This is a genomic window from uncultured Nitratireductor sp. (genome assembly GCF_913053745.1).
Taxonomy (GTDB): domain Bacteria; phylum Pseudomonadota; class Alphaproteobacteria; order Rhizobiales; family Rhizobiaceae; genus Nitratireductor.
Window position 1 is genome coordinate 15358 of sequence record NZ_CAJXGF010000003.1, and the last position, 15095, is coordinate 30452.

At 63.9% G+C, this 15095-nt stretch carries 13 protein-coding genes; all 13 read left to right on the plus strand.

The genetic code is table 11. The features are described 5' to 3' along the window. Positions 1-86 precede the first annotated feature (86 nt). The 13 genes from QZ638_RS01140 (at position 87) to QZ638_RS01200 (ending at position 15094) form a co-directional block, all read left to right on the plus strand. A complete protein-coding gene (locus QZ638_RS01140) occupies positions 87-1694 on the plus strand; it encodes a hypothetical protein (protein WP_295805921.1) in 1608 nt (535 codons plus the stop codon). Further along, positions 1682-2158 (plus strand): hypothetical protein, encoded by a 477-nt coding sequence (locus tag QZ638_RS01145; RefSeq protein WP_295805923.1) that lies wholly within the window; start codon positions 1682-1684, stop codon positions 2156-2158. The genes QZ638_RS01140 and QZ638_RS01145 overlap by 13 nt, the downstream gene beginning before the upstream one ends. Next, a complete protein-coding gene (locus tag QZ638_RS01150) occupies positions 2148-2285 on the plus strand; it encodes a hypothetical protein (protein WP_295805924.1) in 138 nt (45 codons plus the stop codon). The genes QZ638_RS01145 and QZ638_RS01150 overlap by 11 nt, the downstream gene beginning before the upstream one ends. Beyond that, positions 2285-3877, plus strand: coding sequence for a portal protein (locus QZ638_RS01155; protein WP_295805926.1), 1593 nt, complete (start codon positions 2285-2287; stop codon positions 3875-3877). Before QZ638_RS01150 ends, QZ638_RS01155 begins: the two co-directional genes overlap by 1 nt. Further along, entirely contained in the window at positions 3874-4245 is a 372-nt protein-coding gene (locus QZ638_RS01160) for a hypothetical protein (protein ID WP_295805927.1), read from the plus strand. Before QZ638_RS01155 ends, QZ638_RS01160 begins: the two co-directional genes overlap by 4 nt. Beyond that, complete coding sequence (locus QZ638_RS01165; protein ID WP_295805929.1) at positions 4242-5219, plus strand: hypothetical protein; 978 nt, start codon at positions 4242-4244, stop codon at positions 5217-5219. Before QZ638_RS01160 ends, QZ638_RS01165 begins: the two co-directional genes overlap by 4 nt. Positions 5220-5362: 143 nt before the next feature. Then, a complete protein-coding gene (locus QZ638_RS01170; RefSeq protein ID WP_295805930.1) occupies positions 5363-6274 on the plus strand; it encodes a phage capsid protein in 912 nt (303 codons plus the stop codon). A gap of 64 nt (positions 6275-6338) precedes the next feature. Continuing rightward, entirely contained in the window at positions 6339-6629 is a 291-nt protein-coding gene (locus tag QZ638_RS01175) for a hypothetical protein (RefSeq protein WP_295805932.1), read from the plus strand. A 14-nt stretch (positions 6630-6643) separates the two neighbouring features. After that, positions 6644-7264 carry a hypothetical protein gene (locus tag QZ638_RS01180; RefSeq protein WP_295805934.1) on the plus strand — a complete coding sequence of 207 codons (621 nt, stop codon included), beginning with the start codon at positions 6644-6646 and terminating at the stop codon, positions 7262-7264. A gap of 3 nt (positions 7265-7267) precedes the next feature. Then, entirely contained in the window at positions 7268-9751 is a 2484-nt protein-coding gene (locus QZ638_RS01185) for a hypothetical protein (protein WP_295805936.1), read from the plus strand. Beyond that, positions 9752-10318: a hypothetical protein gene (locus QZ638_RS01190; protein WP_295805938.1), complete on the plus strand. Its 567-nt coding sequence runs from the start codon at positions 9752-9754 to the stop codon at positions 10316-10318. A 37-nt stretch (positions 10319-10355) separates the two neighbouring features. Continuing rightward, a complete protein-coding gene (locus tag QZ638_RS01195; protein WP_295805941.1) occupies positions 10356-13169 on the plus strand; it encodes a hypothetical protein in 2814 nt (937 codons plus the stop codon). Beyond that, positions 13166-15094 (plus strand): hypothetical protein, encoded by a 1929-nt coding sequence (locus QZ638_RS01200; protein WP_295805942.1) that lies wholly within the window; start codon positions 13166-13168, stop codon positions 15092-15094. The genes QZ638_RS01195 and QZ638_RS01200 overlap by 4 nt, the downstream gene beginning before the upstream one ends. Position 15095 lies beyond the last annotated feature (1 nt).

Genomic DNA, 15095 nt, shown 5'->3' on the forward strand with positions numbered 1-15095 from the left:
ACGCCTGCCGGTGCCGAATAACCTTGCGACGTTGAATCGGGCGCAGGGTGCGGATGCGCGCGCGCCGTGGGATGCAGGGAGCCGGGATGAAAAGGGCCGTCGAGAAGCCGCGCTTCGATATTTTCAAGTTCACGCCGCCGGGACCGGTTGCCGCAAGCTACATTCAATCGGAAGGGCCGATCGATCTCATCCTAGGGCCATGGGGCAGCGGCAAGACCGTTGCCACCGTGTTCAAGATCGCCCGGCATTCGAGCAACCTTTTTCCGGTCTGCAAGGATGGCGTCATCCATGTGCGCTGTGCCGCCTTGCGCGACACCTATCGCGAGATGGCAAAGACCGCGCTTTCTTCCTGGCACGAATTCTTTCCCAAACGCGGCCCGTACACCGCGCAGGAGCCCGGCGCGTATTCGGGCGGTCAGGACCGGCCCGTCAAGCATATCCTCGAATGGAACACGATCCGGCAGTGGCCGGAGGGGCCGAAAGAAACGCTGGTCCGGCTGGAAATGGAATTCGGCGCGATCGGCAACGAAAATCTCGACAGCTTCTTCAAGGGCTACGAGATCTCCATGGGCTGGCTCAACGAGTGCGATCTGGTCGATGAAAGCGTGCCCGGAAGGCTTTACGGCCGCACGGCGCGTTTTCCCCCACGCGTCGAGATTATGGAATGGGAGGGCGACCGGCTGGGCTGGGAAAAGGACCCGGACAGCGGGATCGATGTGATCCGGCTGCCACGCATCATCATGGGCGATTATAACCCGCCCGATCCCGCCAACTGGACGTACAAGCGCCACATCGAGGAGCCGGAAAAGTGGCCGGGATTTACCTTCTTTCATCAGCCATCCGGCCTTTCGCCGCAGGCCGAGAACCGGATTGGCAAAAGCCGAAGCCAGTATGAGGAGGAAGAACAGGCTTTCGGCGGATCGAAACATCCGGACGCGCAACGCAACGTCCATGGCAAGTATGCCGCGAAGAAACAGGGCACGGTTGTCTACGATCAGTTCGACATGTTCCGCCACCGCTCCGACCAGAACCTCGATCCGGTGCGCGAACTGCCATTCTACATGGGATTCGACGCCGGCGGCACACCCGCCTGCGCGATTGGGCAGTTCATGCCGAACGGTCAGCTGCGCGGCCTGCGCGAAATCGTGTCTCTGCCGGACACCGTGACGGGGCCGGAGCGTTTCGCCGCGGCGGTGATGGAAGTGCTTCTACGCGATTTTGCCGGTATGGCGTGCGCCGGCGCCTGGGGCGACCCTTCGGCCTGGTACGGTGCCGACAAGGAGCACGGCAGTCTCGCTTTCATGGAAACGGTGGCGCAGGCCTTGCAGGTCAACATCCAGCCCACGGCGAGCAACGACATCCAGTCGCGTAAAGAGGCCGTGGAATGGTATCTGAAAGGGAACATCGACGCGAACACACCGCGCTCGATCTGGGATCCGCGACTGAAATACACGATTGGCGGCTTCGCGTCGCAGTATCATCTGACCAAGCAGGCGACCGAAGGCAAAACCGACCGCCTGGAGATCGCCAAAAACCATTATTCCCACATCCACGATGCCTGGCAGTATCTCTGCTACGGCTATCGCGGCCCGCGCGCCGTGCGCGATGAAGCGGCCAGGATGGGCCGCCCCACCAATGTGGTGCCGATGCGCTCCGTCCAGGCCAAGACCGATTTCGACATATGGAACGTCTGAAACGGGTAACCCCCGTTCCGCCCTCGCTGGCCATGTCCTTCGGCGGGGCGAGCAGTCTTTACCGCCGCGCGATGGTGCATCAGTGCCGGATCGGCCAGGCGGTCGCGTTCCTTGCCGGCGACGAACCGCTGGCGCTCGCCATGCTGGACACACGCCGCAACCGCCGTGCCGAACTGGCCATCCGCTTTCGCCCGGCCGCGCGACAGCACATGCGCGCATTGATCCGTGAGGCTCAATTGACGCTGCCCGCCTTCGTGCAAGCTCGCATCCTGGTCTTTGCCCGCATCTCTCCGCGCAATCTGCGCGGCCAGCGCATGGCGAGGATCGCAGGTTTTCGACCGGGCGGGTTTTCCGATCCCGCCATCTGGCTTTGGAAAGGACCGGGGCATGAGCGAAATCTTTGGCGGCGGGGATGCGAAGCGACAGGCCGAACAGGCGCGGCGCGACCAGCAGGTGGCGAATGACCGACAGCTTGCCGAGCTGAACCGCTCGGAGAACCGCGCGGCGCTTTCGCGGCGCAATCCGCGCGGCCGCCGGCTGTTTTCCGATGCCGCCGTACCGGCTGGCGACCGCAAGAAGAACCTCGCCTGATGACAGAAAACACCGTCCAGGCACAAAAACGCCGCGCCGATCGCGCTTGGGAGGAAAATTCCGCCTGGGACCGCTTCTATCGCGACGCCTACGATTATGTGATTCCGCAGCGCCGACCCGGCGGCAGCGGAACGCGCAAGGATCTTGCCGACAAGATCTACGACATGACCGGCCCGACCAGCGCCATGAACATGGCAGGCGAGTTGCAGAACCGGCTGTTCTCCGGTGCGCCCATCCTCGAGACCGGCGCACTCGCGCATCAGGCCATTGGCGACGCAGGCAAGGAAAAGCTCGATCGCGAGCTCGAGAAGGTCGGGAGCTTCATCTATCCGTTCATGCAGGCGGGCGAGTTCGATACGGCCACGCATGAAATGTGCATCGACCTGGGCGTCGGAACGGGCGTTCTGATCCCGATGCGCGGCACGCCGGAACAACCGATCATCTTCTATGCGCCGCCGGCGGACGAAATTGCCGTGAAAGGCGATGCCTGGGGCCGTCAAAGCCTGATCTCGTGGAAACGCATGGCGGCGCGCGAAGAGATCCGCGACGCCTTTCCGCAGGGCAATTTCAGCAAGAATTTTATCGAGGCCTCGAAGTCGCGGCCGAACGATGAACTGACGCTCTACCAGGATTTTTTCCGCCTTCCGGATGGCCGCTGGCGGTTTGCCGCCTATCTGGACAAGGACTGCGAAGACTTCATCAGCCACGAAACCTATCGTACCAAGCCGATTGCAGTCGCGCCGTATTATCGTGTGCCAGGCGAGATGCGCGGCCGTGGCCCGGTGCTATTGGCGCTGCCCTCCATCAAGACGCTGAACAAGGCGCAGGAGATGGCCTTGCGCTCGGCCGCAATCCAGATGCTCGGCATCTGGGCATATCGCGCCGGCGGCACATTCAATCCCGACACGGTGCGGATCGGTGCGGGTCAGTTCTGGCCTATGCAATCGACCGGCGGTATTCTGGGTCCGGACGTGCAGCGCATGGATCCGGCATCGGGCAGGCTCGATGTTTCGCGTCTCGTTATCGAGGGCATGCAGGACCAGGTGCGCGAAGCCCTGTTCGATACGCGCCTGCCACCGTCCAACGGCACACCGAAGTCCGCTTCGGAAATCGCCGCACTCATCCGCCAGAACGCCCGCGTGCATCTCAACGGTTTCCAGCGGCTTTGGCGATCGATCCATCCGGTTATCGTGCCACGCTGCGCGGAGATCCTGCATTCGTTCGGCTATCTGCGCGGCATGATGTCGTTCAACGAGTTGATGGTCTCCGTCTCCGTTCGGTCACCGATCACAGCGCAGATGAATGCGGACATGCTGGCCAATCTCGCCAACTATATCGAGCTTCTGGTCTCGTTCGTCGGGCCGCAGAAACTGGACGAGCATCTGATCATGGATCCGGCGGCCGACAAGATCGCCGAGGCGCTGTCCATCCCGAAAGGACTCGTCCCCGACACAGCGGCCCGCGAACAGGTGCGCGCTCAGAAAGCCGAACAGATGGCGCAACAGGCGGCGGCCGCGATGGCCGAGAAGGCCGCGCCGCAACTCGTGGAAAAGGGCTTTGATATGGTCCAAGGCGGGAGGCAGGCGGCATGACCGGGCCCGTAAACATCAATCCGCGCTCACAGGTGCGCGGGCTCGATGACGTGCTGACGGCCGGCGGCGAGGGCTGGGAGGCGCTTGAAAAACTCATGCAGCCGGCGGTGATGCCGGATCAGTCCCGCCCCGACAACCGCGTGCTTCGCTTCGCCGGCGCGATCTCGCGCACCGAAGACGGCCGGTTGTTCCTCGACTGGCTGTTCCTCCTGACGCTGGATTCGCCCTATCCGCGCGTCGGCGGCGACTTCCAGGAGGCCGCACTGGCGGCCGCCAAACACGAGGCGCGCGCCAATATCGGCGAGCTGCTTCGAAAAGCGGTCGTGGAAGGCCGCGAACTTCTCAACCAGAACGGAGCCGAAAAATGAACAGACTTCTTTCGCGTTATCTCAATGAGCTTCCCCGCATGCCGGACAACGGCGGCGGCGATGGCGGCGGCGGGGAGGGCACCGGCCAGGGTGGCGACGGTGCCGGGGCGGGCGCAGGCGACGGGAACGGCTCACCCGCCGCCGCGCCCGCCAATGGTGGCGACGGCAATGCCGGTGGCGATGGAGGCGACGGAAACGGGTCGGGTGGAGACGGACAGCAACCGGCCGCCGCCTGGAACCCGACCTGGCCGGATGGCTTTCCCGAGCAATTACGAGGCCAGGACGCCAACGAGACGCTTGCCAAGGTCAACAAGGCCATTGCCGGCTATCGCGAAAAGGACGCCAACCGGGACATTCCCAAGGATCCGAAAGAGTATCTGTCTACGGAAGGCGTCAAGAATTTCGAGCTAGCGGACGATCTGAAGCCGCATTTCGATCAGCTGGGCAACGATCCGGTGTTCGAACCCATGGCAGCGAAGGCAAAAGAATTCGGCATCGAACGCGGGGCGTTCCTCAATCTCTGGCAGACCGGCATGCAGTCGCTTTCCCAGGCCGGGCTCCTGGAACCGCCGGTGGATGCGAAGGCCGAGCGTGCAGAAATGTTGCCCGATGAGGCGAAGGATTTGCCACCGGCCGAACAGGACAAGGCGATCGACAAGCGCATGCAGGAGAATCTGGATTTCGTCGATCTCATGGTGACGAATCGCGGCCTCGACAAACAGGCCGCAGAGTATGCGCAATTGATGCTGGCCGACCGTGCCCATGGCCACAAGTTCCTCGAATGGATGCGCGGCCAGTTCGGCCAGAACGAGAGCGGCCCGGGCGCGCATGGCGGCCCTGGCAGCGGGGCGACGCGCGAACAGTTGCAGGCGGAAATGAAGGCGCTCGACGCGAAACGCGGAACGCCGGAATTCGACGAGGCTGCCTATGACGCGCTCGACGAGAAATATCGCAAGGCATACAGCAGCAATTGACGGCCCGCGCGCGGGCCCATGATGGCCGCCGTACCGACTAGGGATGCGACCTGGCGGCGCGGCGGCTATCCTTAACCGGACCTGCTTGACCTGCTGGCTATCGACCCGAAGCGGAAATTTGAGACAGCAGGAAAGGACGGACAATGTCTCTCCAGGCAGAAAACTGGTTCCGCGAGCAGATCAAGGACAAGGTCACCATCCAGTATCAGGCCGGTGGCGGCTACCTCGACGGCACCATGATGAGCGGCGACACCCAGGCCGGGCTGATCAAGTTCCCGACCGCAGGCAGGGTGGAAGCCTATAAGCTGACCGGCGCAATTCAGCTGGTGCAGGGGTCCAATCCCGATCTCTCCATGATCGAGGTCAAGCCCGACGACTTCGAATCCTCGGCCTGGTATCGCACCCAGGACATCTACAAATCCGGACCGAGCGAGCGCGACGCGATCGCACGGCTGATCACGAAATCGATCCGGCGCAAACGGGACAACATCAAGCTGGACGCGTTGACCGCGTTTCACGGGCTCGGCGGCATCGATACGATTGGCGACGGCACCACGGTTATCGATCTGCTCGACACCGAGGGCGCGGCTGCCGAGATCTTCGGCACCGGTGCCGGCGAGGATGAAGACGATGCACTGTTCTGCCCGCTTCCGTGGATGTGGTGGAAACAGATGCTGTTCTACAAGGAGTTCGCCGACGCCCGCTATGCCGGCCCGGAGAACATTCCTTTCTCCAAGCGCACCAAACAGCAGATGAAGACGGTGCAGAGCGTCAACTATTTCCCGATGCCGGACGAATATTTCACGGGTCCGGACGGCACGTCGCTCTATTCGTGGATCTGGGCGCGCAACGCCATGGGTGCGGAAACGCCCTGGAACAAGGAAGCGCCGGGTTTCACCCAGCATCCCGAGTATGAGGGCTCGCCCTGGCTGATCAAGGCCGGAATGGGCGGTTGCGCTGTCGGCATCCAGAAGGAAGGCGTGAAGCGCCTGCACTTCAAGCTGCTCGATCGGCCCGAGCGCCCGGTGGTGAAAACCGAAGCGGTGACGCCGTAAGCGCGAACAGCCGGGCCGCGCCCTGACGCGGCCCTTCTTCCGCAAAGCACAAGGAAACCGAACCATGGCTTTCAAGATTCGCCAGCTGTCCCGCTATCATTCGGTCAGCTACGACGACAACGGCACTTCGAAGAAGTGCAATTTCTACAACTATGTCACCACGGACCCGGACGCCGCGGCGCAGACGGCGGGCTATTTCAACGATGCCCGCGCGATCCTCAATGTCGGCGATTCCATCACGGCAATCTGCGATGCATCCGGCACGCCCGAGCGCGTGACCCTGCTGGTCGCGACCGTGCCGGCATCCGGCGACGTGACGGTTGCCGTCAACGCCGGCACCGACGACACCGCGTAACGGAGCTGGGCGGCATGGAAAGCGAAATCACCAAGGCGACCCTGGTCAATCAGGCGCTGATCGATCTCGGCCAGCCGCCCAACTTCTCGATTGACGAAGAAACGGGCCTCGGCGGCATCGTCGATGTCGTCTGGCCCGGTGTTGTCGATGAAACCTTCGGGCTGCACGACTGGACGTTCTGCCGCAAGACGTTTCGGCTCAATCGGCAGGCCGAGACGCCGGAAAGCGGCTGGAAATTTGCATTCGACCTGCCTGGAAACAAGGTGGGCGATCCGCTTGCCATACTGATCGACCCGCGCCGCAATGCCGTGCTGCGCGAGTTTTATCTGGAAGGCAATGAAGTTCATTGCGAACAGGAACAGATCTGGGCACGCTGCCGGGTAATGGTGGATCCTCGCTACTGGGATCCGGCATTTCGCGCCGCCTACCGCAAGGCGCTCGCGGCCGAGCTCGCCGTGCCTTTGCTGCAGGATGTGGATCTGAAAGATTTTCTGCGCAAGGAGGCCTACGGCACGCCAAGCGAAGGCGGGGCCGGTGGCAAATTCGGCCGTTTGATTGCCCAGAACCGCGCGGCCTCTCCTCAATATGCACCGCTCTATGAAAACGATCCGCTGACCGGCGCCAGGTGGGGCTAGTCCATGGTCGCACGTCCCGCCGAGCCCCGATACAGCGCCAATGCCGGCGAGCTCGACCGCGCGCTCGCCGGGCGTCTCGATATCCGCCAGTATTATTCCGGCGGCCTGCGCTTCAAGCATGTGGAGCCAGTTCCGCAATCCGGCTTTCAGGACATGGGCGGAACGGTGGATAACGGGCCGGTGCGCGCGCGCCTCGAAAACCTCGCGCTTTCCGGAACATCGGCCACGCCGGGGCCCCACACCGGTACGGCCACGATATGGAGCGGCAATGTCAGCGGGGCCGTTGCTGCCGTTCATATCGATGCCGTCTCCGCCAGCAGCGGAACGCATAGTGTATTCTGCGAGGTTTTCGCCGGCGGGCAGTGGACCCGGATCGGATCGGCACTTCCGTTTTCCACGGCGGCCATCGAGCGGACATTTGCCGTGGCGCCGGGCACAGGTATCGCCGGCGTCTCTCAGGTGCGCATTCGCGCGACATTCTCAGCAAGCGCGACCGCGACCGCGACCGGTATCAAGGTTCTGGCGGAAACGGGCATACAGGACCGCCCGCGTTACGAGAGCCTGCGGCACGATTCGGGCGATCGCTATTTCGTCGCTGCGACGGAAAAATGGCTCGACATCTATCTGGACGATGCATTCGTTGCCGGGGTCTATCTGCCGGACATCACCCTGGATCGGCTTCCCGAGCTTGGGTTCTATGCGGAAAACGCGACGATCGGGATCTTTCATCGAACCATGTCCCAGAACATCCGAGTGCGCCGCGCGGGGTCGGCCTCGGAATGGCTGATCGACGGCTGGCCTATCGTCAACGTACCGCGTGTGGATCTCGGGGGCGTGTACCCGAAAACGGCAGACAAGTGGACGATAACAATCCGCTATTCACGGCCGGGCGACAGCACCGCAATTTTCATCCATATGGGGTTGAGCGTCGATGGCGAGGATACCCCCACAATCGTAGGGGTCGATGCGCTCGGAAACCGCGTTCGCGAGAACAGCATCGACTGGCCGACAGTGGCCATAAACATCGCCACGGCCCTGAACGATCTTCCGTCGATCGACGGCGGCGTGACGTGCAGCGCCGAAGTGTTTACGCAATCGTTTGAAGAAGGCCATATCGAACTTACAATTACGTTCGGTGGGGCATCTTCCGGCAATGAGTATCAGCTTGATGCGCAGATATTGAGCGACGCACGCGTCTCTGCCTTGTCGGCCCACCTCGAAATCGGCGAAACGGAATATGAGCCGCTTTTCTCTGCTTCCCGGGGATCGTTTGGCGGCGCAGCGCTGGTGCAGGATCGGCTCGGGTATTTCGACATAAATGCCGAGCGCAGCGCATTGTCATTGTCACGGCCGGCCGAATACTTCGATCTGAACATCGAAGGTGCCGGCGACAATCGCGCACGCCTCGACAAACTGCGCGGTGGCGAATCTGCCGAGCGTGTGCTGGCCGTCTATGACAGCACTTATCTACTCGTGTTCACAGATCAGTCCGTCTATTTCGCACCGAACCGCACCATCAAGGCGGGCGAACCGCTCAATTTCACATTGACGGCGGCAACCGGCATCGTGCCCTATACCGAGCCGATCGAGCTCGAGAAGAAGATCTACTATATCGGCTACAATGACGATGACGACGATCTGGACGGTCACCAGATCCTTTCGCTGTCCTACGACGAACTTCTGACAAGCTACGATGCCGTGCCCGAAAGCCTGTTGGCGAGCCACCTGGTCAAGGGCGTGATGCGCACCAAACGTCAGCGCAGCGCGGCAGATTCGGACGCTTCGAAGAAATGGGCGCTGCGAAAGGACGGCCGCCTGGTCGCAGCGCAGGTCATCAAATCCGAGGAGATTCTCGGTCTCTGCGAATGGATCTCGCCCGACGGCGGGCTTGTGCGCGAAATCGAGGTGGATGCGCGCAACCGGCTTCGCCTTTGTGTCGAACGCGATGGCGTGCTGCGCCATGAGCGCCACGACCGCACCGCCTTTCTGCATGCCATTGTCGAATCCACCTGCGACCTTGCCGGGCAGGTGGACGGTTTGACCCTGCATGAGGGCCGGCAGGTCTGGGCCGTGGCCGAGGGCTATGTGCTCGGGCCATTTACCGTCGCCGGTGGCAAGATCAACCTGGGCGATGCCTATCAAGGTGCGGTGAAAGTGGGTCTCTGGACGCCGCCCGTCTATGAATCGATGCCGTTTTATCGCGTTCTGCGAGACGATTCGATCATTGAGCGGCCCGGCCGCATCCCCGTGGTTCACCTTAACCTGATCGACACCACATCGGTAGCGGTGGGCGCGAATGGCCTGGAACCGCGCGATGTGCCCTTGCTCAACGCGGCCGACATTGCCGACCAGCCCATGCCGCCGAAAACCGGAAAATTCAGCGTTTCGGGCCTTCTCGGATCGAAGGTGGGCACCACGGTTGTCATCACCCAGACGAAACCCGGCCGCCTGCGCGTGCGCGATTACAAGGTTGAGGAGGCACTTTAGATGGAACTTTTTCTCGGAGTTGCCGGCCTTTTCGGCGGCGGGGGCGGCGCAGCTGCAACCGGTGCGGCAACGGCGGCAGGCTCCGCCGTCAGCACGGCGTCGACGATCGGCACCATCCTCGAGGGCGGCGCGACCGTGCTCGGTCTCGTGTCATCCATCGCCGCCGGAAGCGCGCAACAGGAACAGATGGAGCTGGCGGCGATCGACGCCGAGCGCGAACAGCCGCTCGAGATCCTTCAGAACATCGACCGGCGCACCTCGTTGAAGGCAGCGGCAGCGGACGCGATCGGCGAGATGGACACCGCTTATGCGGCATCGGGCGTCGATCTTTCCTTCGGTTCCGCCCGCCAGGCGCGCCAGGACGTGTTTCGCGAAACCGATCTGGGCCTCACCACGGATGCGGGCACGACCATGAGCCGATTGAGCAGATTGCAGGAGCGCGCGAGCAGCTATCGCCAGATGGGCAAGCGCGCCATGCGTGCCGGCGTTCTTGGCGGGCTGGCCGGTGCGGCTTCCGGTTTCAGCCGCATGGCCGGCCGCTATCCGATGCGACGCCGCCCGGCATAGGCCGTCCTGCCGTCGCCGATCGATGAAGGAGTGATTCATGGCAAACAAGCGCCGGCAGCCGGTTTCCTATCGGCAGTTCAAGGCCAGTCCGGTTCTCGCCGAGGGCCTATTAGGCGTCGCGCGTTCGGGTGGCGAGCTCGAGGAAAAGGTTGCGCAGGCGTTTTTCCGCATGGGCACCGCCCAGGGCGCGCGCAACGACCGCCGCGCCGAAGCTGCCGGGCGTCTGGCCGGCCAGATGGACGCTCTCGAAAACCGCCCTTCGATTTCCGTGGAGGGCGGCGCTGCCGCCAGCACGCGCATTGCACCGGGACAACCGTTCAAGACCAACGATCCGATTGCCGAGGATCTGCCGCCGGAGGGCCGTGCCTTTCTCAATGCGATTGCCGGCGGTGAAAGCGGTGGTCGCTACAATGTGCGCTATACGCCGAAAGGCGGCGCGCTTTTCGACGATCTTTCGCGACATCCCGGTATCATGGAAGATGGGCCTCACGGCAAGAGCTCCGCCGCAGGCCGCTATCAGTTTACGCAGACCACATGGAACCGGATGGGCGGCGGCGACTTTTCGCCCGTCAATCAGGACCGGCGCGCCTGGCAACTGGCACAACAGGACTATCAGAGGAACACGGGCCGCGACCTGCTGGGCGATCTGCAAACGGGCGGGCTCGACGGCAAGATCCTGTCCGCCCTTTCGCCGACCTGGGCGGCGTTCAACCACAATCGGCCCAGACACATTGCCACCTATCAGGACAGCCTGTTGCGGTTTGCCGGTCAGGGGACTGCCGCACCGACCGGCGGGCCTGCGCCCGAAACCGTCGCACCGGAGGTGCAGGCACCCAAGATCGTTGTGAAGGGCGGAACGTTCCGGCCAACCGGAAGCGATACGATCTATGGCCGGGCCTATGACGCCGCCGGGACCAAGACCTATTTGCAGGCGCTCGATGTCGAGATGCAGCAAACCCAGGCACAGGTTTACGAGCGGTTCAAGGACGATCCGGCGACGATGGCGGATGCGTTTGAAGCGCTCAAGGGCGAGCAGATCCAGAATCATGTCTTCGACGAGATCCGCGCCGATTACGAAATGGCCTTCGATCGGGGAGCCGGCACCTATGTGATGCAGGCACAGAAGCGGCTTGAACAGAAGCGCGAAGCGGACAACCGCACTGCCTATCTCGAACGCACCACCGAACTCGAGGAAAGCCAGAACCGGGCGCTTGCGGCGCTGGATCCGGAAAACCCGGCAACGGTTGCCGCATTGCAGCGCACCCAGGCGGCGCTCGACGATCATTACGACGCGGCCGTTTCGCACGGCATTATTGACCAGAATGCCGCAGGAACGGCGAAACGGCGTTCGCAGGGGCGCACGGCGTCCGGGTTCTATCTTCACCAGGCGGCGGGCCTCGATGCCGAAGGCGTGACCGTATTGCGCGAGACCATGCGCAAGGACTACGGCGCGGGCAAACTTACCGGCATCGATGGCGAGGCCTGGTCGAAACTGGACGGCCAGCTGGAAAACCTGGCCGAGCAGAAACAGCGCGCGGAAACTCAGGCGGCGAAAGACCTGGCCGAACGCGGCGCGAAGCTGACCCAACGCGTCGAACAGGGTTTTGTGGCGGATCCGGATGCGCTGGCGAAACTGCAACTCGACGCCAACACTGCGCCGGACGGGCCGGAAATCGTCGACACCACATTGAAGATCCTCGACACGGCAGAGGTGATCCGCGACCGCACCCTGCCGGAGGCGCGCGCCCATGTGGCGGAGATGCGCGCCAGCCTCGGCAAAAATCCCGATGCCTCCGACCTGGCGGCGGTGACCTATGGCGAAGGCCGGATTGCCGAGCTCGAGGAAATGGTGGCGAAAGATGCCGTGGGCTATGAGGTGGCGACCGGCCGGACCCGCCTGGAGCCGATCGACACGTCTTCGCCGGATGGTCTGCGCGAAAGCCTGACCCTGCGGCGTAACCAGATGGAGGGCATCGCACGCCGGTATAACCGGCCGCTCGAGGTTCTGCGGCCCGGCGAGCGCGCGGCGCTGGCGCGAAGCCTTGCGGAGAACCCGGAAGGCTTTCCCGATTTTGTGGTGGCGCTGCGCGACGTGTTCGGCGAGCGTGCGCCGACCGTGCTTGCGGAGATCTCCGAGGACGCGCCGCCGCTTGCCCACGCTGCCGGCGTGGCTGTCGCAACCGGCGACATGAGCGTCGCGCAGGACGTTTCGGCTGCGCTTTCCGCCAAGGCGCAGGGCATTTACAAGGCGAAACTGCCCACAGCCAGCAAGTTTGCGGCAGCGGCGGGACCGACCTTTGCAGGGGCGCTCTCGTTCCTCGATCGCACCCGATCGGCCACGCTTTCCACGGCGCAGCTCATTTTCGAGCGCGATGCGAACATGATGGGATTCGACCCTGCGAAGATCGACGATCCGGACGCGCCCGCCGGGCAGGCCTGGCAGCGCGCGCTGGATCGTGCCCTTGGCGGTGCAACGGTGGGCGGCGAGCGCACCGGCGGGCTCGGCCAGGTGAACGATTTCCCGATCGTGGTGCCGCCGGGCATGGCGGCAGAGACGCCGCAGCGGCTGATCGGCGGGATAACAGAAGGCGACCTTTCACGCCTGCCGCCGATCCGCTCCGCCAACGGCGTGCCGGTGACGGCAAGGCAATTGCGCCAGGCGCGCCTCGTGACCGTGGGCGACGGCAGATATCGCGTTGCCCTGGGCGAACCGAACGGCTGGGATCCGCAATGGGTTATCGGCGAGGATGGCGATTTCTGGCTGCTCGATCTGAAAGCCCTCGAAACCGGCCGGCCGTCTCGGCCGACACAGCGCGGGGCGGCTGACTTTCTTGGAGCGCTGGAGAGATGACGATCATACTCGAGGAAGCCGCGCGGCCGAGCCACGCCACCTTTGCCGGTGGAGTGGCCTCGCTTGCCGACATCGCCGGCGCGGGCCGCGACACGCTGCTCTACATCGACAATGCCAATGCGCAGCATGAAGCGCTCGACCGCGCCCTCGAGGACCGCATTCGCGCCATCCATTCGGCAACCGGTCAGAAGATCGACAATCCGCTGCGCAGGGCCGACTCGGAATGGCGGCGTGCTCAGATCGAGCGACCGGCCATACCAAACCCGTTCAACGCCTTCGGCCGCACCGAACGGGATATGGATTCACTGGAAGACCTGCGCGACCGCTATATGGCCGATTTCGAACAGGAGCTGTTCACGCTCGACGAACGGTTTGCGGAGATCCCGAAAGCGCGTCAGGCAATCGGCGCGGGGCGGCCGATCGCCGACGATGCCGCGCGCGTCGCGCGCCAGGCGGACGAAAGGCTGGGGCAACTCATGGCGTCTCGACCCGGCGTTTCGAGCTGGGGCGCGATGCTGGCCGGCGGAATGGCCGGTTCGCTCTACGATCCCGTGACGCTTCTTTCGCTCGGTCTGGGGGCCGGACCCAGCGCGGCGAGAACGGCGGCGGGGCGCATTCTGTCTATCGCCGGCAAGGAAGCGCTGATCAATGCCGGCACCGAAGCCGTGATCCAGCCGAGCGTGCAGGCCTGGCGGAAGAAAGCCGGCCTCGATAGCGGGCTGGATCAGGCAATTTCCAACGTCCTGTTTGCCGGCGTGTTCGGCGGTGTGCTGGGCGGTGGCATGAGCGCGGCCGGGGAGGGTGTGCGGCGTCTTGTCCGGCCGCGCGATATCCAGCGTGCGGCCGGCACGCTGCGCGAGCGCGATGGACGCCTTTCGGAACCGGCACGCGCCATCCTGGCCGATGACGGGCTGCGCGCGGCCGACAGCCTCGCCGAGATCCGCGAGGCACTGCCGGCCGAGGCGCGGGGGGCGCTCGATGCCGCCGAGAGCGTGCGCCTGGCCGATGAACAACGGCCAGCGTCTGCAAGTGCCACCGCTCACGACAGGGCGATTGCGGCTGCCGATGAAGCGATCAACCTGCCGGACCTCGACGCCTGGCCGGGCTTTTCGCCCGATCCGGAGCAGGTTGAACGCGTGGCCCGTGCCATTGCCGGGCCAGCCGCGACGGCCGGCCGCGACCGGACGGCCGAGGCGAGCCTTGTGGATTTTCTGATCGACAGGGGCGGCGTTGAAGAGTTTCGCGGGGAGCTCGCGGCGGTCGGGGCCGGCGAAGTGGCGCGCCCGTTTCGCGGACGCCTGGTCAAAGAAGGCGGGCAATCGCTCGACTATGCGCGCGAGGCAGCCGCCGAGGCCGGCTATTTCGACCATCTCTATGGGAGCCCGGCCGAGGCGGTGCAGCGCTCGACCGTCGCGGACCTTTTGAACGAACTCGATACGGAGATCCGCGGCGGGCAGGGCGCAAACCGGCAGAATGCGGAAGACGCGGCTTTTGCCGGTCTGGAATCGACCGTGGCGACGATTGCGCGCCAGGCAGGCCCGGCGGTGGATGACGGCATCCTCGAGCGCGCGGCGCGTCTCGTTGTCGACGAGGGAGAAGAACCGTTCGACGCGCTCGAGCGCGTGCTTGTGAACGAGGAACTGTCCAACCCGCAGGCCGCCGGCCGTACCGGCGAACCGTTGCCGGGATGGAGCGACAATGACTTGCTGGCGGCGAGCGACGCGCGCGGCACCGTGCCGGAACCGGACGCGCTGGACGCGCCAGGTCAATTCGACCCTGCCGATGCGGATCTGCGCGATTTTGCCGAGATCCCCGACGACATGCTCATTCCGACCGATGACGGCCTTGTGCCGGCGGCCGAACTCCTGGGCGGTATCGAACGCCAGGACAATCTCTTGCGCGTGGCGCAAGCCTGCAGGGTGTAAC

Bases quoted from the DNA above. Each gene is read 5' to 3' on its own strand.
- QZ638_RS01140 (WP_295805921.1), top strand. From the start codon at position 87: ATGAAAAGGGCCGTCGAGAAGCCGCGCTTCGATATTTTCAAGTTCACG.
- QZ638_RS01145 (WP_295805923.1), top strand. From the start codon at position 1,682: ATGGAACGTCTGAAACGGGTAACCCCCGTTCCGCCCTCGCTGGCCATG.
- QZ638_RS01155 (WP_295805926.1), top strand. From the start codon at position 2,285: ATGACAGAAAACACCGTCCAGGCACAAAAACGCCGCGCCGATCGCGCT.
- QZ638_RS01160 (WP_295805927.1), top strand. From the start codon at position 3,874: ATGACCGGGCCCGTAAACATCAATCCGCGCTCACAGGTGCGCGGGCTC.
- QZ638_RS01165 (WP_295805929.1), top strand. From the start codon at position 4,242: ATGAACAGACTTCTTTCGCGTTATCTCAATGAGCTTCCCCGCATGCCG.
- QZ638_RS01170 (WP_295805930.1), top strand. From the start codon at position 5,363: ATGTCTCTCCAGGCAGAAAACTGGTTCCGCGAGCAGATCAAGGACAAG.
- QZ638_RS01175 (WP_295805932.1), top strand. From the start codon at position 6,339: ATGGCTTTCAAGATTCGCCAGCTGTCCCGCTATCATTCGGTCAGCTAC.
- QZ638_RS01180 (WP_295805934.1), top strand. From the start codon at position 6,644: ATGGAAAGCGAAATCACCAAGGCGACCCTGGTCAATCAGGCGCTGATC.
- QZ638_RS01185 (WP_295805936.1), top strand. From the start codon at position 7,268: ATGGTCGCACGTCCCGCCGAGCCCCGATACAGCGCCAATGCCGGCGAG.
- QZ638_RS01190 (WP_295805938.1), top strand. From the start codon at position 9,752: ATGGAACTTTTTCTCGGAGTTGCCGGCCTTTTCGGCGGCGGGGGCGGC.
- QZ638_RS01195 (WP_295805941.1), top strand. From the start codon at position 10,356: ATGGCAAACAAGCGCCGGCAGCCGGTTTCCTATCGGCAGTTCAAGGCC.
- QZ638_RS01200 (WP_295805942.1), top strand. From the start codon at position 13,166: ATGACGATCATACTCGAGGAAGCCGCGCGGCCGAGCCACGCCACCTTT.